This is a genomic window from Nocardia sp. PE-7 (genome assembly GCF_030486425.1).
In the GTDB taxonomy this organism is placed as follows: domain Bacteria; phylum Actinomycetota; class Actinomycetes; order Mycobacteriales; family Mycobacteriaceae; genus Nocardia; species Nocardia salmonicida_A.
On record NZ_CP129614.1, the window covers coordinates 2,089,538 to 2,108,433 of the forward strand.

19 protein-coding genes and 2 pseudogenes are annotated in these 18,896 nt (G+C 64.2%); 12 read left to right on the forward strand and 9 right to left on the reverse strand.

Features of this window, described 5'->3' with window-relative positions; translation table 11 throughout:
• The first annotated feature begins 14 nt into the window (after window positions 1-14).
• On the forward strand, window positions 15-725 hold the full coding sequence (phoU, locus tag QX204_RS09815; protein WP_301906287.1) for a phosphate signaling complex protein PhoU: 711 nt from the start codon (window positions 15-17) through the stop codon (window positions 723-725).
• Between the two features lie 507 nt (window positions 726-1,232).
• The gene (locus tag QX204_RS09820) at window positions 1,233-1,430 is read left to right on the forward strand and encodes a hypothetical protein (RefSeq protein ID WP_301906288.1); all 198 of its coding nucleotides are present in this window, start codon (window positions 1,233-1,235) and stop codon (window positions 1,428-1,430) included.
• Between the two features lie 571 nt (window positions 1,431-2,001).
• Here QX204_RS09820 and QX204_RS09825 read toward each other — a convergent pair.
• Entirely contained in the window at window positions 2,002-2,202 is a 201-nt protein-coding gene (locus QX204_RS09825; RefSeq protein WP_301906289.1) for a hypothetical protein, read from the reverse strand.
• A 202-nt stretch (window positions 2,203-2,404) separates the two neighbouring features.
• On the opposite strand from QX204_RS09825, the gene QX204_RS09830 reads away from it, so the two are divergent.
• Together QX204_RS09830 and QX204_RS09835 are read left to right on the forward strand one after the other, a co-directional pair.
• Window positions 2,405-2,560 (forward strand): DUF6131 family protein, encoded by a 156-nt coding sequence (locus QX204_RS09830; protein WP_165610166.1) that lies wholly within the window; start codon window positions 2,405-2,407, stop codon window positions 2,558-2,560.
• 56 nt (window positions 2,561-2,616) lie between these two features.
• Window positions 2,617-2,988 carry a hypothetical protein gene (locus QX204_RS09835; protein ID WP_301906290.1) on the forward strand — a complete coding sequence of 124 codons (372 nt, stop codon included), beginning with the start codon at window positions 2,617-2,619 and terminating at the stop codon, window positions 2,986-2,988.
• A gap of 109 nt (window positions 2,989-3,097) precedes the next feature.
• On the opposite strand, the gene QX204_RS09840 is transcribed toward QX204_RS09835, so the two are convergent.
• Window positions 3,098-3,373, reverse strand: coding sequence for a MerR family transcriptional regulator (locus QX204_RS09840; protein ID WP_301906291.1), 276 nt, complete (start codon window positions 3,371-3,373; stop codon window positions 3,098-3,100).
• A 952-nt stretch (window positions 3,374-4,325) separates the two neighbouring features.
• Here QX204_RS09840 and QX204_RS09845 point away from each other — a divergent pair.
• Window positions 4,326-4,580, forward strand: coding sequence for an IPT/TIG domain-containing protein (locus QX204_RS09845; protein ID WP_301906292.1), 255 nt, complete (start codon window positions 4,326-4,328; stop codon window positions 4,578-4,580).
• A gap of 341 nt (window positions 4,581-4,921) precedes the next feature.
• A pseudogene (locus QX204_RS09850) lies at window positions 4,922-5,177 on the forward strand (GlsB/YeaQ/YmgE family stress response membrane protein).
• Window positions 5,178-5,511: 334 nt separating this feature from the next.
• Here QX204_RS09850 and QX204_RS09855 read toward each other — a convergent pair.
• From QX204_RS09855 to QX204_RS09875, 5 genes are all read right to left on the reverse strand, one after another.
• Window positions 5,512-6,870: an APC family permease gene (locus QX204_RS09855; protein WP_301906294.1), complete on the reverse strand. Its 1,359-nt coding sequence runs from the start codon at window positions 6,868-6,870 to the stop codon at window positions 5,512-5,514.
• Between the two features lie 67 nt (window positions 6,871-6,937).
• Window positions 6,938-8,719, reverse strand: coding sequence for a thiamine pyrophosphate-requiring protein (locus QX204_RS09860; RefSeq protein WP_301906296.1), 1,782 nt, complete (start codon window positions 8,717-8,719; stop codon window positions 6,938-6,940).
• Between the two features lie 50 nt (window positions 8,720-8,769).
• The gene (locus tag QX204_RS09865) at window positions 8,770-8,919 is read right to left on the reverse strand and encodes a hypothetical protein (RefSeq protein ID WP_301906297.1); all 150 of its coding nucleotides are present in this window, start codon (window positions 8,917-8,919) and stop codon (window positions 8,770-8,772) included.
• 106 nt (window positions 8,920-9,025) lie between these two features.
• Window positions 9,026-9,205 carry a hypothetical protein gene (locus tag QX204_RS09870; protein ID WP_301906298.1) on the reverse strand — a complete coding sequence of 60 codons (180 nt, stop codon included), beginning with the start codon at window positions 9,203-9,205 and terminating at the stop codon, window positions 9,026-9,028.
• Window positions 9,206-9,587: 382 nt separating this feature from the next.
• Window positions 9,588-11,075, reverse strand: a complete 1,488-nt coding sequence (locus QX204_RS09875; protein ID WP_301906299.1) for an FAD-dependent oxidoreductase — start codon at window positions 11,073-11,075, stop codon at window positions 9,588-9,590.
• Between the two features lie 496 nt (window positions 11,076-11,571).
• Between QX204_RS09875 and QX204_RS09880 the strand changes: the two genes are divergently transcribed.
• Window positions 11,572-12,162: a HemK2/MTQ2 family protein methyltransferase gene (locus QX204_RS09880; RefSeq protein WP_367620199.1), complete on the forward strand. Its 591-nt coding sequence runs from the start codon at window positions 11,572-11,574 to the stop codon at window positions 12,160-12,162.
• Between the two features lie 45 nt (window positions 12,163-12,207).
• Here QX204_RS09880 and QX204_RS09885 read toward each other — a convergent pair whose 3' ends face one another.
• Window positions 12,208-13,023 (reverse strand): SigB/SigF/SigG family RNA polymerase sigma factor, encoded by an 816-nt coding sequence (locus tag QX204_RS09885; RefSeq protein ID WP_301906301.1) that lies wholly within the window; start codon window positions 13,021-13,023, stop codon window positions 12,208-12,210.
• A gap of 292 nt (window positions 13,024-13,315) precedes the next feature.
• On the opposite strand from QX204_RS09885, the pseudogene QX204_RS09890 reads away from it, so the two are divergent.
• The 5 genes and pseudogenes from QX204_RS09890 (at window position 13,316) to QX204_RS09910 (ending at window position 17,335) form a co-directional block, all read left to right on the forward strand.
• Window positions 13,316-14,781 (forward strand): annotated as a pseudogene (locus QX204_RS09890) (aminotransferase class I/II-fold pyridoxal phosphate-dependent enzyme).
• A gap of 19 nt (window positions 14,782-14,800) precedes the next feature.
• A complete protein-coding gene (locus QX204_RS09895; protein WP_301906302.1) occupies window positions 14,801-15,412 on the forward strand; it encodes a flavodoxin family protein in 612 nt (203 codons plus the stop codon).
• A 78-nt stretch (window positions 15,413-15,490) separates the two neighbouring features.
• Window positions 15,491-15,718 carry a DUF6480 family protein gene (locus QX204_RS09900; RefSeq protein WP_301906303.1) on the forward strand — a complete coding sequence of 76 codons (228 nt, stop codon included), beginning with the start codon at window positions 15,491-15,493 and terminating at the stop codon, window positions 15,716-15,718.
• A 155-nt stretch (window positions 15,719-15,873) separates the two neighbouring features.
• Window positions 15,874-16,713 (forward strand): glucose 1-dehydrogenase, encoded by an 840-nt coding sequence (locus tag QX204_RS09905; protein WP_301906304.1) that lies wholly within the window; start codon window positions 15,874-15,876, stop codon window positions 16,711-16,713.
• A 205-nt stretch (window positions 16,714-16,918) separates the two neighbouring features.
• Complete coding sequence (locus QX204_RS09910; RefSeq protein ID WP_367620172.1) at window positions 16,919-17,335, forward strand: CinA family protein; 417 nt, start codon at window positions 16,919-16,921, stop codon at window positions 17,333-17,335.
• Window positions 17,336-17,594: 259 nt separating this feature from the next.
• Here QX204_RS09910 and QX204_RS09915 read toward each other — a convergent pair whose 3' ends face one another.
• Window positions 17,595-18,893, reverse strand: a complete 1,299-nt coding sequence (locus QX204_RS09915) for a glycosyltransferase (RefSeq protein WP_301906307.1) — start codon at window positions 18,891-18,893, stop codon at window positions 17,595-17,597.
• Window positions 18,894-18,896: the final 3 nt, after the last annotated feature.

Below are 18,896 nucleotides of genomic sequence, written 5' to 3' on the forward strand. Positions count from 1 at the left end.
GCGATAATGAGATTATGCGGACGCGCTTCCATGAGGACCTCGAGCAGCTCGCACAGCAGCTACACACGATGTGTCTGCACGATCGTGCGGCGATCGCGGCCGCGACAGGCGGATTGCTTCACGCCGATCTGGAACAGTGCGAGCGGGCCATCGAGATCTGTCAGGAACTCGACATTCTGCGCGATCAGTGCGAACACAGCACCATGGCGCTGTTGGCATTGCAGTCCCCGGTGGCCGGCGAGCTACGCAAAGTAGTCACCGCGATCCAATTGGTCGCCAACCTGCACAGAATGGGCGCCCTGACCGAGCACATCGCCGACATCGCGCGTCGTCGCCATCCCGAGCACGCGGTCCCCGCATCCATGGCCCCGATCATGGCTCGCATGGCCGCGGCGGCGGTAGCGATGGCGACGGCGGCCGCCGCGGTCCTGGCCTCCGGCGATCCCGACGACGCTGCTCAAATCGAAGCACAGGACGACACGATAGACCGGTTGCACCGCGAACTGCTGGCCGCGGTACTCGACGACGACGACGAGGACCCCAGCAAGGCCATGGTTGTAGACGTGACATTGCTGGGCCGCTACTACGAGCGATTCGCTGACCACACCGTGGAAGTCGGCCGCCGAACGATCTTCATGGCCACCGGCTCGACGCCCGAGGAGCGGTCCGCTGCCAGACACCTGGTAGCCCCCACCAGTGTGCAACAGCAGTATCACAATCGGTGACCATGGCGATTAGGCGTGCTGGACTGGGTAAACAGCAGTCGATCTTGACCACACAGAACCTGCCGATGCCCTGAGGAGGTCGACTTCTCGCGGATCTTCAATACAGCGGCCACGATCTCACCGGCGTAGCGCAGGCCCGTTTCCTCTTCTCGACGCACCGCGCGCTCACCGCGGCGAAGGAGTCGAGCGCGGCGCCATCGATGTCGACAACGCCGACTTCATCGGGTGCGCGTCGATCCTGGAGCTGGCCACATTGCGCCCAATTCGGCGTAGCTCGTGGCGTGGCGATCAGCGTGATCGATCCAGTGCCGTCGGTCCTGGACCGGGTCATTGTTATCACCGGGCTCACCAAATGGCAGCCGGTACACGCCGATCGGGGCCGAGATGCTGGCTCCGGGCACTGTCGCGTCGGCGGGCATGCGGACCGACAGGAACGATCGTGTCACGTCCCGGTCGTCGTAAATCACACAGTTCATTTCAGTGACATCAGAACAAGGACATCGACATATGAACCACAATCGCGATCATCGACCCGTCCGCATCACCGGCTCCGGCAACGACTCGGAGGCGCCGTCGATGCGCTGGCCCGACCCCAGCCCCATGCAGCCCTGGTGGGACCAGGTCATGGGCGGCGGCTCACCACTGGGCAAGCCTCGAACTCGGCGTTCAGGTGGTCAGCAGGCGCCGCACCTGCGTAAGGCATAAAACACCGACGCCGGGACGAACTCACATTGCGTCCCAGCTGCCTGACAAAGTGTGCCACCACCTCGACACGATCAGCGGCTCACCGTGACGCGATGGCGGCGGCGCTAGGGGGTTCGCGGCGAGCCGCCCGGATCAAACGGTGGCTCGCTCGGCCCACAGCTATGCCTCTGATCGCGTGCTCGCGCAACGCCTTTCATAGCCAAACCCGGTTCGCAGCGCCCCTTCTTCAAAGCCACCCCTGAGCTCGGCCAACGCCGAGCGCAACCTACGCCGCGTGCCGATCTTCGGAGCCGATAGTGGTGGGTGCCCGATCGGCGGTCGACAAAACGCCAACCGCACGAACAGTAACCACCACGGGATCAGCATAAGAAGGCACGGACGGTCCGGTACCCGTCACATAGTGCCTGCTGCGAGGTCGAGAAGGACTGCTCATCGGTGAGCAGAGATTAGATGAGCCCCCTGATTTGTTGGGCGATCGCTACGAGCCGGGTCCGGGCGGCCGAGACGACGCCGTGGCGGTTCTTGTGAGCCCGCGCTGGCACTGCAATCTCGGTGATCTCGTCGATGCGGGTCAGGGGCTGGGCTGTGGCACATGGCAGTCGGTCACCTTGGGATTGACCCCGACATAGTTCAGGGGTCCCGCGATCACGGTCACCGCAATCGTCCCGACACTGGCGCAGTTCTGTTCTGCGTCTGTGAGATATCCGCGTTGCCCGGCCGCGATTACGCCAATGATCAGCCATACGAGCACGAGCAGGGTGATCAAACGCATTACGAGCCTCCTCCATATTCGAGGGACGGACCGGAGACCAAGCCCTCGCGGGTTTCCTCACGTTCATTCTAGGACGGCGAGCCTGCGCCCGGGCGGCGCCGCGTCGGCCACAGGGCGTTGTCTTCCGAATGTCGGAGTATGCGTGTTTAATGGAGTTACCTGACAGCGTTCTCGCTCAGGTTCTGTGAAATGAGGTACGACCATGATCGTGCTCGGGTTGATATTGCTATTGATCGGCTTCCTGACCGGGATCTCGATCCTCTGGACGATCGGAATCGTCCTTATCGTTATCGGAGCGATCCTCTTCCTGCTCGGTACAACGGGGCGCGCGGTCGGTGGCCGGAAGCATTGGTATTAGAGGTACGCGGATCACGACCCTCAGGGTGATCAACGAAGGCACCCTGAGGGTCGAATGTGTCTGCCGGTTCGCCAGATCGAGACCAACTCAGCGGCGTGTTCGGGCCCTCATCCCACCCGCATCCGGGCGCCGCAGCCGCCGGAAAGCCCCGAAACGTCGGTGCCCGGACGCTGACGCGGTGGCGTGAGCGGAATTGGCAGGAAAAGCCCATCGCGGGTGTTCGCCCGACAACGCTTCCGTTGACCCGGAGCGAGGTATGGCACCGATTCAACCGGCAGGTCCTTGAATCCGAACCCACCGTTGAAGCTGACGTGATGGACATTCCGCCCATGCAGCAGAGTCCAGTCGAGCTCATCGAAAACATCCGCCGCACGATCCAGCAACTGAACACACGTATTGCCGAGCTGGAGGACACAGGTACTGATTGACCAGGCAACCGCTGCCTGGTCATCGCCTCCACCGCAACTGAACGGTGTCGAAGAATCGTTTTCCGAACACCCCGGAGCGGAACATAAAGGGGCCGTGATCGGTTCGGACCTACGCCGGATCGTCGCGGTCGTCGAGTTCGTGCTCCAGGTCGGTGTTGATGCGCTGGGCTCCGGCGAGCTGATCTTGCAGGATCACGATCCGGCACGACGCGTCGAGCGGGTTACCGACATCGACGAGCTCGCGCACACGCCCGGCGATATGCAGCTGGTAGCGCGAGTAGCGGCGGTGCCCGCCCTCGGAGCGTTGCGGAGTCAGTAGCCGGGCCGCGTCGGGACCACACAGAAACGCTGGGGTGACGCCGAGGATCTCCGCGGCACGCCCCACGCTGTAGGCGGGATGGGTGTCGTCATCGAGTTAGCCCACGGCGCTGGCACCGTCGGCTCGAGGGGTGTTCGAGTGCTGCACAAGGCCTCTCGGGTTCAATGACGCAAGGCCCCGGCGCGCTGGGCGCGGGGGCCTTGATTTGCGACTGGGGGATTGAGTTCAACTGAATTCACCGGCCATGGTGGCCCGGTCCGAGACTTCGCATCCGAAGCTTCCAGGATGCGGAACTGGTAGAGGTCTACTCAGTGGCCATCCACTCGTCGGGTTTCTCCTGCGGTAATGCACTTGCTGGTACTTCAGTTGCTAGTGCACTTGCCTTGCTTCATCGCCCCGCCGGCGGTCCGGTCGACTGCACCGGATTCGCTTCTCCGCCAAGCGAAGCGGTTGAACTTGTCCCGGGCAGCTCACCTGCCCGGCCATCTAAGTTTGCTGAACGACAGCGACTGTTTGCGCCAGCTTCGAGAATGTCTACACCCGACATAACAGGTTTTTTGCATCCCACCGAGGTTGCTCGGTTGTCTGAGTGTGTTCGGTGCCTATCGGCGCCACCACCGCGCCCGCTTCTCCCACCAGCCGCAGCCACGACTGCGGGTGTTGGCATCCAGGCAAGTCGGCAAGGGTCGGCTTCTGGCCAGCGGCCGCACTCATCGGATATCGAGAACGGCACAGACCCTTGCTTGTCACCCGCGCCGCGATGGTCCACCGTGCTGGAGGCTGGTCGAGATCTTCCGCGCGAGCAGGTGTTGGGCCCCGGCTCGTCGGGTGTGGATCCCCCGCGAATATGCCGCGAACCACCAGGTCGAAACCGTGACGAAACCGTACCGAAAACGCACTCCGGATCGCTTGACGAAGCACTGCCACCGGAGGCCTACTGAATGTGACGGCTGTCACCACAAGATCGACATCCGTTGCAGGACAACAATTTTCATTCTCTTCGACTTGGAGTCGAACCATGGCAGCAGTACTCACCACCCTCACACCCAACTCCGGCCCGGCGACGACGTTCAGCACTGTGGTGATCACCGGATCCGGGTTCGCCAACGTCGGTCCTTTGACCGTCCGGTTCGGTACGACGGCGACCACATTCACCATTGACTCCGACACCCAGATCACGGCCATCTCCCCGACAGGGACAGGCACGGTGGATGTCACCGTCAAGGTGGAGCTGAACGGCACCAGCAACGCACTGCCCTTCACCTACGTCTGACCACGGTTGTGGCTCGGGCCGTCGGTGGGTGACTGCCCGCCGACGGCCCGAGCCGTGTTGTGGTCGCAGGTGGCACGGACAGCAGGCATGGGATGTGACGCGCAGGGCGGTCAGCGGTGGGGGTGCGCGTCGTCTACACCAGGGTCTCGACCCTGGGGCAAACACTATTCGTCAGCTCGACGGGATCGACGTCGAACACGTCTTCACCGACAAGGACACCACCGATCCGTTCTCGAGGAGATGGCCAACCGGGTCCTGCCCTTGACGAACTCGGCGCGCACGTCGCGATGGGATGAGCGCATCGAGTGCTCGCCAACAGATTGAGATGATGGGAGAAGGCCATGCTCGGTCTCGGTATTCTCGGATGTATCATCATCGGCGGACTCGCCGGATGGATCGCCGACAAGATCATAAAAACCGATGCCCCGCAAGGGATCCTGCTCAATATCGTCGTCGGTGTCGTCGGCGGTCTGCTCGGGGGATTCTTGCTCGAGCTTCTCGGGGTGGATGTCGAAGGCGGTGGGCTGCGGTTCAGCTTCTTCAACTGCATCGTCGGCGCGGTTGTTCCTCGTCAATTTGGTCACCGGCGGCCGTTGAGCATCGCGATAGCCTGGCCCCCACCCTGATATCGGACGCGCGCGGCCCGAAGCCTCTGAGCTTCGGGCCGTTTTCGCTCGTCGTGCGGCGCGCGTCAAGCCCAACGATCGGCATCGCTATCTGCAGCAGCGCTCGCTTGACAGAGGGCGGTGAAGGTTGCCGCGCCTGCCCTCGAAAGAATGACAGATGGACAGGTCAGTCGGGTGGTTCCTGCGGGTCTTCTGGCTCGCTCAACTCGGGGGCTACTTCACGGGTTGCCATCCCTCCTTGGCGGCCCTGGTCGGTAGGTCCGGGTCTTCCGCCTTTCGGCTCGTCGGCTTCTTCGTCGGTGTCGTTAGTTCTCGGCATGAGAATCCTCCTTTGTCGTCGTGGGTTCGCCATCTCTGTTTGGGTCTGCCTCGTTCACGCCGTTTCGGCGGGCCCGGATGGCGTTGACGAGGGCGAGCACGGCGCCGAAGGCGATGAGCACGAGGCCGCGCGTCCACACCTCTCCGTCGATCCGGGTGAACAGGAATAGGCACGAAGCCAAGCCCAGCCACGGAAAGATGGTCGGAATTCGGAAGTGGTCGGGTTCGCCGGTGTCTCGGCGCAAGACCAGCACTGCCGCGTTGACGCCGGCGAAGACGAACAGCAGCAACAGCACCAAGGTGGCGGCCAACGAGTCGACTTCGCCGGTCAACGCCAGGATCAGCGACATGGTCGACGTCGCGAGAATCGCCACCCACGGTGTGCGCCAGCTCGCCAGGACACGGCCCAGAACCGGCGGCAGCAGCCCGTCGTTGGCCATCCCATAGGCCAATCGTGACGACATGATGCCGGTGAGCAGCGCGCCGTTGGCGACGGCGACCAGTGCGATCACGCTGAAGAGCCAGTCGGGGATGGCACCGGCGGCGCGAACCACTTCGAGCAGCGGCCCGCTGGACTGTGCCAATTGATCGGTAGGCACACAGGCACTGGCGACCACACCGACCAGCACGTACACCACCCCCGCTGTCAGCAACGCCCCGAAAAGCGCTGTGGGATAAGACCGCCGCGGATCTTTGACCTCCTCGGCCAAGTTCACGGAGGTCTCGAACCCGACGAACGAGTAGAACGCCAGCACCGAGCCCGCCAGCACCGCCCCGATAGCGCCATGATCGGCGGTGCCCACCTGGGTGAGCCGGCCCAGATCCGCATCACCGCGCAGCATCAGCCAGGCGCCCAAGGCGATGATCAGCAGCAGACCGCCGACTTCCACCAGCGTGGCCACCACATTCGCACCGAGGGACTGCTTGATTCCGCGGATATTGAGCGCGGCGAGCAGTGCCAGGAAGACGACGACGACCAGGAGAGTCGGTAACGAGATCAACGATTGCAAGTAATCTCCGGCGAACGCCCTGGCCAGCGCGCCCACCGAGACGATGCCCGCAGCGAGCATGCAGAAACCGACGAACGAACCAGCTGCGGGACCGAACGCGGTGGTGACGTAGTGGGCCGATCCGCCGGCTCGCGGGTATTTGGTGGCGAGCTCCGCGTAGGAGCCTGCGGTGAGCGTGGCCAGCACGAGTGCGGTCAGCAGCGGCAGCCAGACCGCGCCGCCGGACTCACGCGCGACGGATCCGACCAACACGTATACGCCTGCGCCGAGGACGTCGCCGAGGATGAAGAAGTACAGCAGCGGGGTGGTGACCGCACGCTTCAGCGAGTCAGGCATGAGAAGGCCATACCCAGTTGTTCCCGACCCAAGCAGGTGGGTGCGACGGTCGCGCGCCGCTTGTCGATCAAGGCCGAAATTCCTGAGCTTTGCTTTTCACGCCTTGGACCAGCAGATGCCACGCGCCCGGGTCACCTTGGAGTACGGCGCGGCCCATGTCCTTGATCTGCTCGGTGGTCGCGTGGGGAGGGATGGGCGGCACCTCGGGATCGCAGTGGATGTCGAGCAGTATCGGGCGGTCCGCGGCCAGCGCGCGATCCCAGGCGGGCCCGATGGCGTCGGAGTTGTCGACGGTGATCGCCTCGATGCCGGTGCAACGTGCGATATCGGCGTAAGAGATATCCGGAAGTGTCTGCGACTCTTCGAATTTCGGCGTGCCGCCCATGCCGCGCAACTCCCAGGTGACCTGGTTGAGGTCGTTGTTGTGGAAGACGCAGACGATCAGTCGTCGATCAGCCCACAGGTTCTGGTAGCGGTGGATCGTGATCAGCTCGTTGAGACCGTTCATCTGCATCGCGCCGTCGCCGACCAAGGCGATCACCGGGCGGTCGGGGTGTGCGAACTTCGCGCCGATGGCATAGGGCACCCCCGCACCCATGCTCGCCAGGGTGCCCGACAACGAGCCGCGCATGTCGGCGCGCATGCGCAGGCAGCGGGCGTACCAGTTGGTGGACGAGCCCGAATCCGCGGTGATGATCGCGTTGTCCGGAACGCGTTGCGACAGTTCCCACACCACCCGCATCGGGTTCGCCGGGTCGGTGTCGAGCATGCTTTGGCGTTCCAGCGTCTGCCACCAGTGCCGCACGTTGTGTTCGACGGTGTCGCGCCAGGATCGGTCCTGCTGGCGGTCCAGCAGCGGGATCATCGCGCGCAGTGTGGCTTTCGCGTCACCGACTAGATTCACCTCGGTGGGGTATCGCATGCCGATCGACGCGCCGTCCAGATCGATCTGCACGGCCCTGGCTCGGTCCAGTTCGGGCAGGAACTGACTGTAGGGGAAGTTCGAGCCGACAATCAGCAGGGTGTCGCAGTCGCGCATCAGCTCATAGCTCGCGCGGGTGCCGAGCAAACCGATCGACCCGGTGACGAAGGGCAGTTCATCGGAGAGCACGTCCTTGCCCAGCAGCGCTTTGGCGATGCCCGCACCGGTCAGTTCGGCGACCGCGAGCACCTCATCGGCCGCGCCGCGCGCGCCTTGGCCGATGAGCACGGCCAGCTTGGTTCCGGCGTTGATCACCTCCGCCGCTCGCTCTATTTCTGTGCGTGCAGGGACCGAGGTGGTCGATGAAATGCTCGGCGGGCTCGACGGCACCTCTTTGAAGGCATGTGTTGGCGGTTCGTAGGGCTGCTCTTGCAGATCGGCCGGAATGATCACCGCGGTCGGCGCACGGCGGGTCAGGGCGGTGCGGATTGCCCGATCGAGCGCGTTGGGCAGCTGGTTGGCGACATTGACCTCGACGAGGTAGTCCGACGCCACGTCCTTGAACAGCGACTGCAGGTCTACCTCCTGCTGGTAGCTGCCGCCCATCGCGCTGCGGGCGGTCTGGCCGACGATGGCGACTACCGGCACATGATCGAGCTTGGCGTCGTAGAGGCCGTTGAGCAGGTGAATCGCGCCTGGCCCCGAAGTGGCCATACAGACACCGACCGTGCCGCTGAACTTCGCGTATCCGGTGGCTTGGAAGGCCGACATCTCTTCGTGTCTGCTCTGTACGAACCGTGGCGAGTTCTCGGCTCTACCGAAGGCGGCGACGAGGCCGTTGATGCCGTCACCGGGGTATGCGAAGACCTGCTGGACGCCCCATTCCCGCAGCCGCGCAAGGACGTAGTCGGCTACCTGCATCGACATGGTTCTCCATTCCGGGCCAAGGTAGTCGGCGGGTCAGGTACCGGTCCTTCTCATTTGCCGCGGTCGGCGGATTCATCGTCGGACTGTTGCAAAGCCTTCGACAACTCGGCGCGAAGACGGTCCGCCGTCGTTTCGTCGCCTGCGTCGCCGGCGGTGGTGATGTCTTGTCGCAACTGGGCGATGATGTCGTGAGAGACCATGGGTGCTCCTTCTGTGCCGGGATGATCATGTCGGTGGCCGTGGGTGGGGGCCGCCACTGTGGTGCTACCGCGCAAACCAGTTTCTAAACAGCGGGTGCTCGCGGAGTCAGAATCCGATGAGCCCCGAGGCCAGGTCCATGGTGTCGATGATCTGGGTGACCTGCTGGCGTGCGTTGGGGCACTGGTCGCGGGTGACCGTGTCGATCGCGTCGCGGTGGTCGGCGACGGCGATGTTGATCGCGCCGTTGCGTAGTGCCCAGGTGTGGACGACACCGTTGAACCTCACGCGAGCGATGGCGCTGCCCTGTTGGCGCCAGCTAGCGAGATCGGCCCACATTGTCTCGCACAACCGTGCACCGGCGGCTGGACCGATGACTGGTGCGTCGGCAGAGGCAGAAACCCCTGTGAAGCCTTGCGACTCGGTAGTCGATACGTAGGCAAGAACACCCGCTGATATGAGAGCGCCCAACAACGCGACGCGACCCATGTGGTGGACGCGACGGCGCGTTCGGCTCATAAACATCGGGTTCTCCTTCATTCGAGCACACGTTGGATCTCGATGTTCGAATGCCCCTGACTGCATTGATGAATCGGCTATTGCGCTGGAAATACCCTGTGGTGACGGCACTTACAGGGCATGTGCGCACGATTGGTGCTGGTCGGTGAGCCTATTGAGGCAGCGGGGGGAGCGGCGCGGTGGCAGGGCCTTCCAACACCGTGCCGTCCGGCGCGAACCGCGAGCCGTGCAGGGGGCAGTCCCAGGTCTTTTCGGCATCATTCCAGTTCACGATGCCCCGCAAGTGGGTGCACACTGCCGACACGGCGTGGGTCTGACCCTGGACAGTGCACCGCGCCGTCGGCTGAAGGCCGTGACGATCGACATTTCCCTGTCCTTCGACCGGGGTCGGTTCGGAGCCGGGATCGAGCAGGTGAAGCCATCCGGTCGACAGATGCCGCGCCACCGTGGCACTGGCTTGCGCGCCGGCGAACAGCGTCTTCACCGCACCGGTGTGCCAGCCGTCGTAGGCGCCCGGCCATGCGGGCTGTCGGCCGGTGAGTCGGTCGGCCAGAGCGAGTGCTGCGGCGACGCCGTTGGTGATGCCCCATTTGGCGAACCCGGTCGCGCACAGCACATCGTCGGCACCGAACTGCACGGCGCCGACGTAGGGCAGTTCGGAGATCGGGTGGTAATCCTGGGCAGACCAGCGATGGAGGAGTCGTGCGCCGGGAAACCAGCGATGGGTCCAGTCCGTCAATTCGGTGACGTGGACGGCTTCGGAATCGACGCGGCCGACGTCGTGGCCGTTGCCCCCGACCAGCAGAACGTCGCCGGACTCGGTGGGGCACCAGCGCAGCGATCGGATGGGCTGACCGGCGCTGACGAACATCTCCTGCGGTACTGAATCCGGGACCTGGAATGCGGCCAGATAGGACCGCTGAGCAATCAGCTGCCCGAAGATCGCGCGGCGGTCGAAGACAGGTGATCCGGTCGCCACGATTACGTTCGCCGCGAAGATCTGACCATGGTCGGTATCGATCACGACGCCGTCGTTGCGTCGGCGAAGCCGCTGCGCGCGAGTCGATTCGAAGATTCGACTGCCATGCGCCTCGATATCGGACGCGAGCGCGGCGAGCACCGCGACCGGGTCGACTTGTGCCTGCTCTCGGAGTCGGACACCGCCGTAGGTGGGAAATGGCAAGTCGAGCTCGTGGATCAACTGGGTGGGCAGCCCGACAACGCGGGTGGCCTCGTATTCGGCGCGGACTGCCGCAGCTTCGCCGGCGTTCTGCGCGTAGGTGATGGCGGGGACACGTTGGGTAGCGACATCGTGGTTGGCGCAGAATTCCAGCAACCAGTCGAAACCGACCTGATTGGCGGCTATGTATTGCGCCAGGACTTCGGTGCCGTGCCGGTGGGCGATGGCCTGGGCGCGAGTTCCCTGCAGCAGCGAGATCTTCGCGGTGGATGCGCCGGTGGTCACGGCTCCGACGTGTCGTGCCTCGAGCACGGCAACCTCGCGGCCGCGCTCGGCCAACACCGACGCGGCGGTCAATCCAACAATCCCGGCACCGATCACCGCCGTGTCGACCTCGATGTCAGCGCTCAGGGGGGACCGGGTCGGCAGCGGTGCGTCGGCGAACCAAAACGATGTCATGGGGACCGCATACCCCGCGACGGCCAACGAAACGATCGCGCGGAAGAGGCAATGATCCACTGACACATTTCATCGCGGTGGAGAGCTCGCGAGGCCTCCGACTACCTCGGGGCACCCCGCCTGGGCTGCCTAGGCCTTTCGAACTGTCGGGCGATCACTCCTCGGTGCTGTTGGTCGCAACGAGTGTCGTGCGGTCACCGCGATCTCGGCGGTCTTTCGCCGTGAACAAGAACGGGCCGCATGCCTGATCTCTGTGCCCGTCGATATTGAGCTCGGGCCAAGCCCGTCGCTCCGGCCTGTCGGCAGGTGAGTTGGTGCGCTGATTACTCGTGTGCAGTAGCGGCATCCGCTCTCGAGGACCGCATCGTTCGAACCCGAGGAGTTTGCGATGAATATTCGGCCCATCGATGGTTGGAATGGTCCGCGCCTGATTCGAGCGCCAGGAGTATATCGGCCCCAAGCAGACAGCTGGCTGCTGTGCCGCGCGCTCCCGCCGATGCGGGGAGCCAGGGTTCTCGACGCATGTGCTGGCACTGGAGTACTGACCTTGGCGGCGGCCGCAGCAGGCGCAGGGAGCTTGACCGCAATCGACCTGTCGCGGCGTGCGCTGATGTCGACGTGGCTGAACTGCCGCCTGCGCGGTGTCACAGTCGAGCTGCTTCATGGCGACTTCAGTGCGGCACGGCGGTTGCCGCGTTTCGATGTGGTGCTGGCGAACCCGCCCTATGTGCCCGCGGCCCGAACCCGCGCACATGGTGCCGGACTGGCATGGGACGCCGGTCCCGACGGTCGTAGTGTGCTCGATCGGCTGTGTGTGACGCTGCCGGATCTGCTCACCGAACGCGGCATCGGGTTGATCGTGCACTCGGCAATCAGCGACCCGGACCGTAGTTTGAGGCAGCTGCGGGAAGGCGGGGTCGACGCCGAGGTGATCACCTCGGGCACCGTCGCGTTCGGTCCCGTGATGCGGTCTCGCGCGAGATGGTTGGCAGAGAACGGCTACATCGAACCCGGGCAAGGAGACGAGGAACTGGTGGTGATCCGTGTCGGCCGAACATCGGCTCCCATGGTGGGTGAGTGCGGCTGAGTCGCGAAGGTTCGCTCTGAACCCGGCCCCGGGCGGCCCGCCCCGCTAGGCCAAGGCCTGTTCGCGCAGCGAGTTCAGGATTCGGCTCAGAATCCGTGACACTTGCATCTGCGACACACCGAGGTGTGTCGCGATCTGAGTCTGGGTCAGGTTTCGGTAGAACCGCATCACCAACACTTGCTGGTCCTCGCCAGGTAGCGCGGCGATCAGCGGTCGCACAGCGATCGAGTCCTCGGTGAACTGATAGCGAGGTTCATCGGCGCCGAGCATGTCGGAGATCGGCAAGTTGGGGTTGTCCCGATCGTCGTTGGTGACTGCGTCGATCGAGTTCGTCTGATAGCCGCTGCTCGCGATGACCGCTTTTGTAACGTCGCGAAGGTCAACCCCTAGTTCTGCGGCGAGTTCCTGCGCGTCGGGTACCCGTCCCAATCGTTGGGTCAGCTCTTCGGTGGCCGGACCTATTTGTAGCTGAATTTCCTTGAGCCTGCGTGGCACGTGCACCGCCCAAGTGCGATCGCGGAAGTGTTTGCGGACCTCGCCCATGATGGTGGGAATCGCGAAGGACAGAAAGTTGCAGCCGCGGGTGAGGTCGAATCGGTCGACGGAGAGAACGAGCCCGACCCGGGCTATTTGCTCCAGATCGTCGAAGTGCTCGCCACGGCCGGTGAACTTGCGCGCAATGTGATCAGCCAACGGAAGGCACAGCCGAATCACCTCCGCCCGCACCGCATCGTGATGCTCACCGCCAGGCTGCAGCGCCCGCATCTTCTCGAACCAGGACTCGATGTCGTCGTAGCTGTCACCACGAGAATGAGATCGCCGTGCATTCGAGTACTCGGCTGTCGGTGCCTGACTGGTCATCGCCTCGTGCCTCGCTTCCACGTGCAGTTGGACGTTTCAGGGGTACCTGACGAAACCACAGCCATGCCTGCCGCAGGGGATCGGCGACCTCGTCGGTAGAGATCTGTCGGCTAGTTGTGACAGCCTCGAAATGAAGTCCTCGTCATAGCCGTTTCGAGGCTGGTAGCGCGGGCATCACCAGAGTGCGGCGGCCAATCGGCCGGATGTGGACGGCGCCGAGGTGACTGCACCGCCAGTGGGCACGTGTCGCCGTGACCCGAACTCTCGGTTCGGGGGATAGGAGGCCGATCCGATGGACCACACCACTGCGCCGTTGCTCGCCGCGGTCGCCGAGTACCACCATCTCGGTCGCTACGGGTTCACCCCGCCCGGACATCGCCAGGGTCGCGGCGTGGATGACCGGGTGCTCAGCGCGCTCGGCGCCGACGCTTTCCGCAGTGACATCCTCGCCTCTCCCGGGCTCGACGACCGGCTCGCTCGGGGCGGTGTCCTGGCCGAGGCCGAGGAACTCATGGCCGACGCGGTCGGTGCCGATTCGGCCTTCTTCTCGACCTGCGGCAGCTCCCTGTCGGTGAAGGCCGCGATGATGGCCGTCGCGGGTGGCCAGGACGGCGGTCTGCTGGTGGCCAGGGATTCGCACAAATCGATCGTGGCCGGGTTGATCTTCTCCGGTGTCTGCCCACATTGGATCACCCCTCGCTGGGATACCGAACGGCACTTGTCCCATCCACCGTCGCCGGCGCAGGTGGAACAAGCGTGGCGCGAGAACCCGCACGCTGCAGGCGCGTTGATCGTGAGCCCCAGCCCCTATGGCACCTGTGCCGACATTCGCGGTATCGCCCAGGTGTGTCACGCGCGTGGCAAACCGCTGATCGTCGACGAGGCGTGGGGCGCGCACCTGCCTTTTCATCCCGACCTGCCGACCTGGGCGATGGATGTCGGGGCCGATGTGTGCGTCGTCAGCGTCCACAAGATGGGCATGGGGTTCGAACAGGGTTCGGTTTTTCATCTGCAGGGCGATCTGGTCGATCCGGTGCGTTTACGCGGTTGCGCTGATCTGCTGATGACTACCAGCCCCAACGTGTTGATCTATGCCGCGCTCGACGGGTGTGGCGACGGCAGATGGTCGAATTCGGCCACGACCTGCTCGGGCAGGCACTGGCATCGGCCAACAGAGCGCGCACCGAACTCGCCGAGATCACTGACATCAGTGTGATGCACGATGAACTCCTCGGTGTCGAGGCCTCCCACGACCTCGATCTGCTCCAGGTTGTCGTCGATGTCGCGGACACCGGCACCACCGGCTACGCCGCCGCGGATTGGCTGCGCGAGCACCGGCGCCTCGACGTCGGGCTGAGCGATCACCGGAGGGTGCTGGCAACCATTTCCCCCGTCGATGACACATCCACCATCGACGCGCTCGTGGACGGTGTCGCCCTGTGGCGAGCCGGACTCGACCATCTCAACCCAGTACAGATCCGGTTGCCCTTACCCGAGGAGTTGCAATTGGAGTCGGTGATGTTGCCGCGCGATGCGTTCTTCGCACCGGCCGAGGCAGTTCCCGCCGACCGTGCGGCAGGCCGAATAGCGGCCGAGCAGATCACTCCGTACCCGCCGGGGATTCCCGCGATCGTGCCGGGCGAGCGCATCGACGCCGCAGTCGTGGACTACCTGTGTGACGGTGTTGCCGCGGGAATGAACGTGCCCGACGCAAGCGATCCGCAGCTGCGCACCTTCCGTGTAGTCCGCGCGAGTTGATCACTTGAAAGGATTCACGATGACTGTCGCCCTGAAAGCCCTCGCCCTGGTGTGCACACTCAAGCCCTCCCCGGCTGCATCGAGCAGCGTGCTCATCGCCGATCAAGTGCTGGCCGAACTGGCCACCCACGGCGTCGACGGTAAGTCGGTGCGGATCGCCGATTTCGACGTTCGCCCTGGTGTCAGCGCCGATGAAGGCGATGGAGATCAGTGGCCCCAGATCCGGCGGTGGGTCCTCGACGCCGACATCGTCGTGCTCGCAACCCCGACCTGGTTGGGTCATCTGGCCTCGGTCGCGCAGCGAGTGCTCGAACGCCTGGAGGCGGAGCTGTCGAACACCGACGATGCCGGCCGACCTGCCATGTTCGGCGAGGTGGGTATCGCCGCGATCGTCGGCAACGAGGACGGTGCGCACAAAATCGCCGCTGACACCTTCCAAGCGCTCGACGACATCGGCTTCACCATCCCTGCCCACGGGTGCACCTATTGGAACGGCGAGGCGATGGGTCGCATCGACTACAACGACCTCGTCGGCACTCCCGACCCGGTCCGCGACACCACCCGCACCATGGCACGCAACGCCGCCCACCTGGCCGGATTGCTCCGCGCCCAGAACTACCCCGTCGACTGAATTGTCGGGAGCTTCTCGTCTATGCCGTGATTGGGTAGCGGGTGTGCGGGTAGAGCGCGATGTGGAGGAGGTGTAGCCATGGCTTCCATGGATCCTGATCCCGCTCGTATCCCTGATTTGGAGACAGGCGGTGGTGTGCCGCCGGGCTCGACACCGCCGGAAACGGCGCAAACCTCGGGGCTGTCGGCGCCAGAGCCCCGTACCCGCCACAGATTTCCACCGACCGGGGTCGCCGCCGTCGTCGTGACTGTGGTGATCGTCGCGGTATTTCTCGCCGCGGCGGTCGCGATACTGCTCACCATCTAGCGGTAAATCCGGTTCTCCGACGCCACCGAGGACGACGAGTCCACCACGATGTGGTGATCGAAGCGCCACCTGTGCCTCACGGCCGCCGCTGTTTGCCACGCGGGTATCGCGGTAGTCACCCGGAGACAGCGATCTGCGAGCGAAGGGATTCGATCATGGGCTTTCCCGAACAGCAGCAAGAAGTACCCGGCATTCAGGCGCAGATGTCGCCTGTCCCCGATTGCGGGGAGAAGACCTACCGAGGCTCGGGAAAGCTCACGGGCAAGACTGCGGTGATCACCGGCGCCGACAGCGGAATCGGCAGGGCTGTGGCGATCGCGTTCGCCCGCGAGGGCGCTGACGTGTTGATCTCGTATCTGGACGAGGATCAAGACGCCCAAGTTGTCGCCGACCTGGTGACCGAGGCAGGTCGGCGGGCGGTGCTGGTTCCCGGTGACCTTTCGGACCCGGCGCATTGTCGTGCGGTCATCGAAAGAGCGGTCGCCGAATTCGGCACGATCGATGTGTTGGTGAGCAATGCGGCATATCAGATGACGCACACGGACCTGGCTGAGATCACTGATGAGGAATTCGCGTATACCTTCGCGTTGAATGTGGGCGCGTACTTCCATCTGGTCCAGGCCGCGGTGCCGCATATGCGCCCTGGCTCCTCGATCATCGGCAGTTCGTCGGTGAACTCCGACATGCCCAATCCGACTTTGGCGCCGTATGCCGCGACCAAGGCGGCGGTCTCGAATCTTTCGGCCAGCTTGGCGCAACTGCTGGGCGAGAAGGGCATCCGGGTGAACAGCGTGGCACCCGGCCCGATCTGGACACCATTGATCCCCTCCACCATGCCACCGGAAAAGGTCGGCAAGTTCGGTGACGACACACCTCTGGGCCGAGCGGGCCAGCCTGCCGAACTCGCCGCCGCTTATGTTCTGCTCGCCGGCGATGACGGTAGCTATATCTCCGGTGCCAGGCTAGCGGTGACCGGGGGTAGGCCGATTCTGTGAGGTTATTGCGCGAGGCACCGGACCGCAGTGGGGGATCGCGCAACCGCAAACCAGTTTGCCGACACCGCGTTGAGGATTCCTCGGCGTTCGCTGTGCGGGCGGACGTTGTCGAAGCTAGGTGTCGATCGAAGCGGGAGATGGGTGAATGGCGAGGGATAATATGGCGACAGCAGATCAGCTCGCTGAGGTTGCCAAACGAAGTGGGGTGACGATCGCTACTGCCGAATCGTTGACCGCAGGTAACGTCGCTACCGCGCTGGGCGCCGCAGCCGATGCCGCGGTGTGGTATCGCGGTGGGGTCGTCGCCTATGCCGCCGAGGTCAAACGGTGCGTGCTCGGGGTTCCCGAGGTGCCGGTGGTGTCCGAGACTGCGGCGAGAGCGATGGCCGAGGGAGTGCGGTCACTGATGGACGCCGATATCGCTGTCGCCACCACCGGTGTCGGCGGCCCTGATCCGCAGGACGGCGAGGCTGCCGGCTCGGTGTGGTTCTGTGTGGTTTCGCGCAGCGATGCGCGGGTGAGTCACCGGCAGTATGACGGTGATCCGGCGGAAGTTGTCGATCGATCTGTGCAGTACGCGATCGAGTTGCTGCTGTCGATGGCGAAAGTCGTTCACTCATGAGGCGCTCACGCTGAAGCAGTCGGCAGCGTGCCCCAACCGAGCGGGATCCGTCGGATTCCGATTAGCGCTACGACGACACGCTCGATCGGTGATCGGCCTGTTTTGGCGATCTAGCCCGTGACCAGCCGCGCTGTCGTGCAACGTATGTGCGGACACGACGGTGCGGGGGTGGCCGGTGGCGACCTGAAAGTGGACGATGCCGCAGTGGTCTGCGGTGAGTCGAGTACCGAGGCACGTCGCAACCAAACCAGTTGGCCGATTACTCGGCGTCGGCCCGTGGGATCGGGTGAACACTGATGTCAGCGAGTGCGTTGGCGATTGTGTCGAGCGGCGTTGCTGCGGCGATTTCGAGGCTTAGTCGGTGTGCTGCGATTCGATAGTTGGGGTCGGTCAGAATCTGATCGACCGCGGTATCGATGTCGGTCGGTGTGGGATGTGCGGTGCCGAGGTTGATTCCGGTCCCGGTGTATCCCACGCGTGCCGCGACTTCGGCTTTGTCCGCGGTTTCTCCAGCGACGATCACGGGTTTGCCGTAGCGAAGCGCGTGCTGGACGCCGCCGTATCCGCCGTTGGTGATCACGACATCGACGTTCGGCAGCAGTTGTTCATAGGGCAGGTAATCCGCGACGAAAGCGTTCGTCGGCACGGGGCAGCGGAGTGTGTGGATCGGGCCACCGCCGGTGGTGGCGATGACGAAACAGTCCTGTCTGTCGGCGAGCGCGCGCAGCGTGGTGCCGATGAGCTGATCGAGGTCGGTGTTGTCCCAGGTCCCCTGGGTGACATGGATGACGGTGCGTGCGGTGCCCAGCTGATCCAACCATGGCGCAACCCCGGGTTCGCCGGCTGAGTTGGGAAGTATCGGGCCGACAAAGCTGACATTGGCGGGTAGGTCAGCTCGCGGGTATTCGAAGCCGGGCACGGTCAGCTGGAGCAATTTGTCGGCCAGTCGAGGCCAATCAGTGAGAAACACCGGTGAGCGTCCGGCACCGACGTCGCGCAAGGCACGGTTGAGTCGGTTCTGCGTGCGGGCGAACAGAACACGATGAACGAACCGGTTCATGTTGGTGTAATTCACCGAGGGTTGCGGTGGCCATCCCATCCCGAACGGTGGGGTCTGGGCGCTCGACAACGTCAGCGGGCTGACGCCGCATACCAGGATCGGAGGACGCGGATGCGCTTTCAATAGGCAGCCGAGCGCGCCGATGAAGGCAAGGTCGACCAACACAGCATCGACCGGCTCGCGACGCAGGACCGCGTCCATCGCGTCGAACTGTGCGACCAGGGGCGCGATGAACACCGAGTCGAGTTCTGCCTGCCCCCGCATATAGCGGCGGATCGTCGGCGCGAGTCGGCTCGGCGGCGCCGAGGCCGAGGACGGGATCTGGGCTTCGCCGGGCAGGATCGCCAGGTGCATTCCGGCTCGGCGAACGCGGTCACTGTACTGGTCGCCGGTGAGCAGGCATACGTCATGTCCGCGTCGCTGCAGATCCGCGCCGATTCCCAGCATGGGCAGCACGTGGCCGGCGATGGGGGTTGCGGCCAGTAGGTAGCGAGCCAAGGG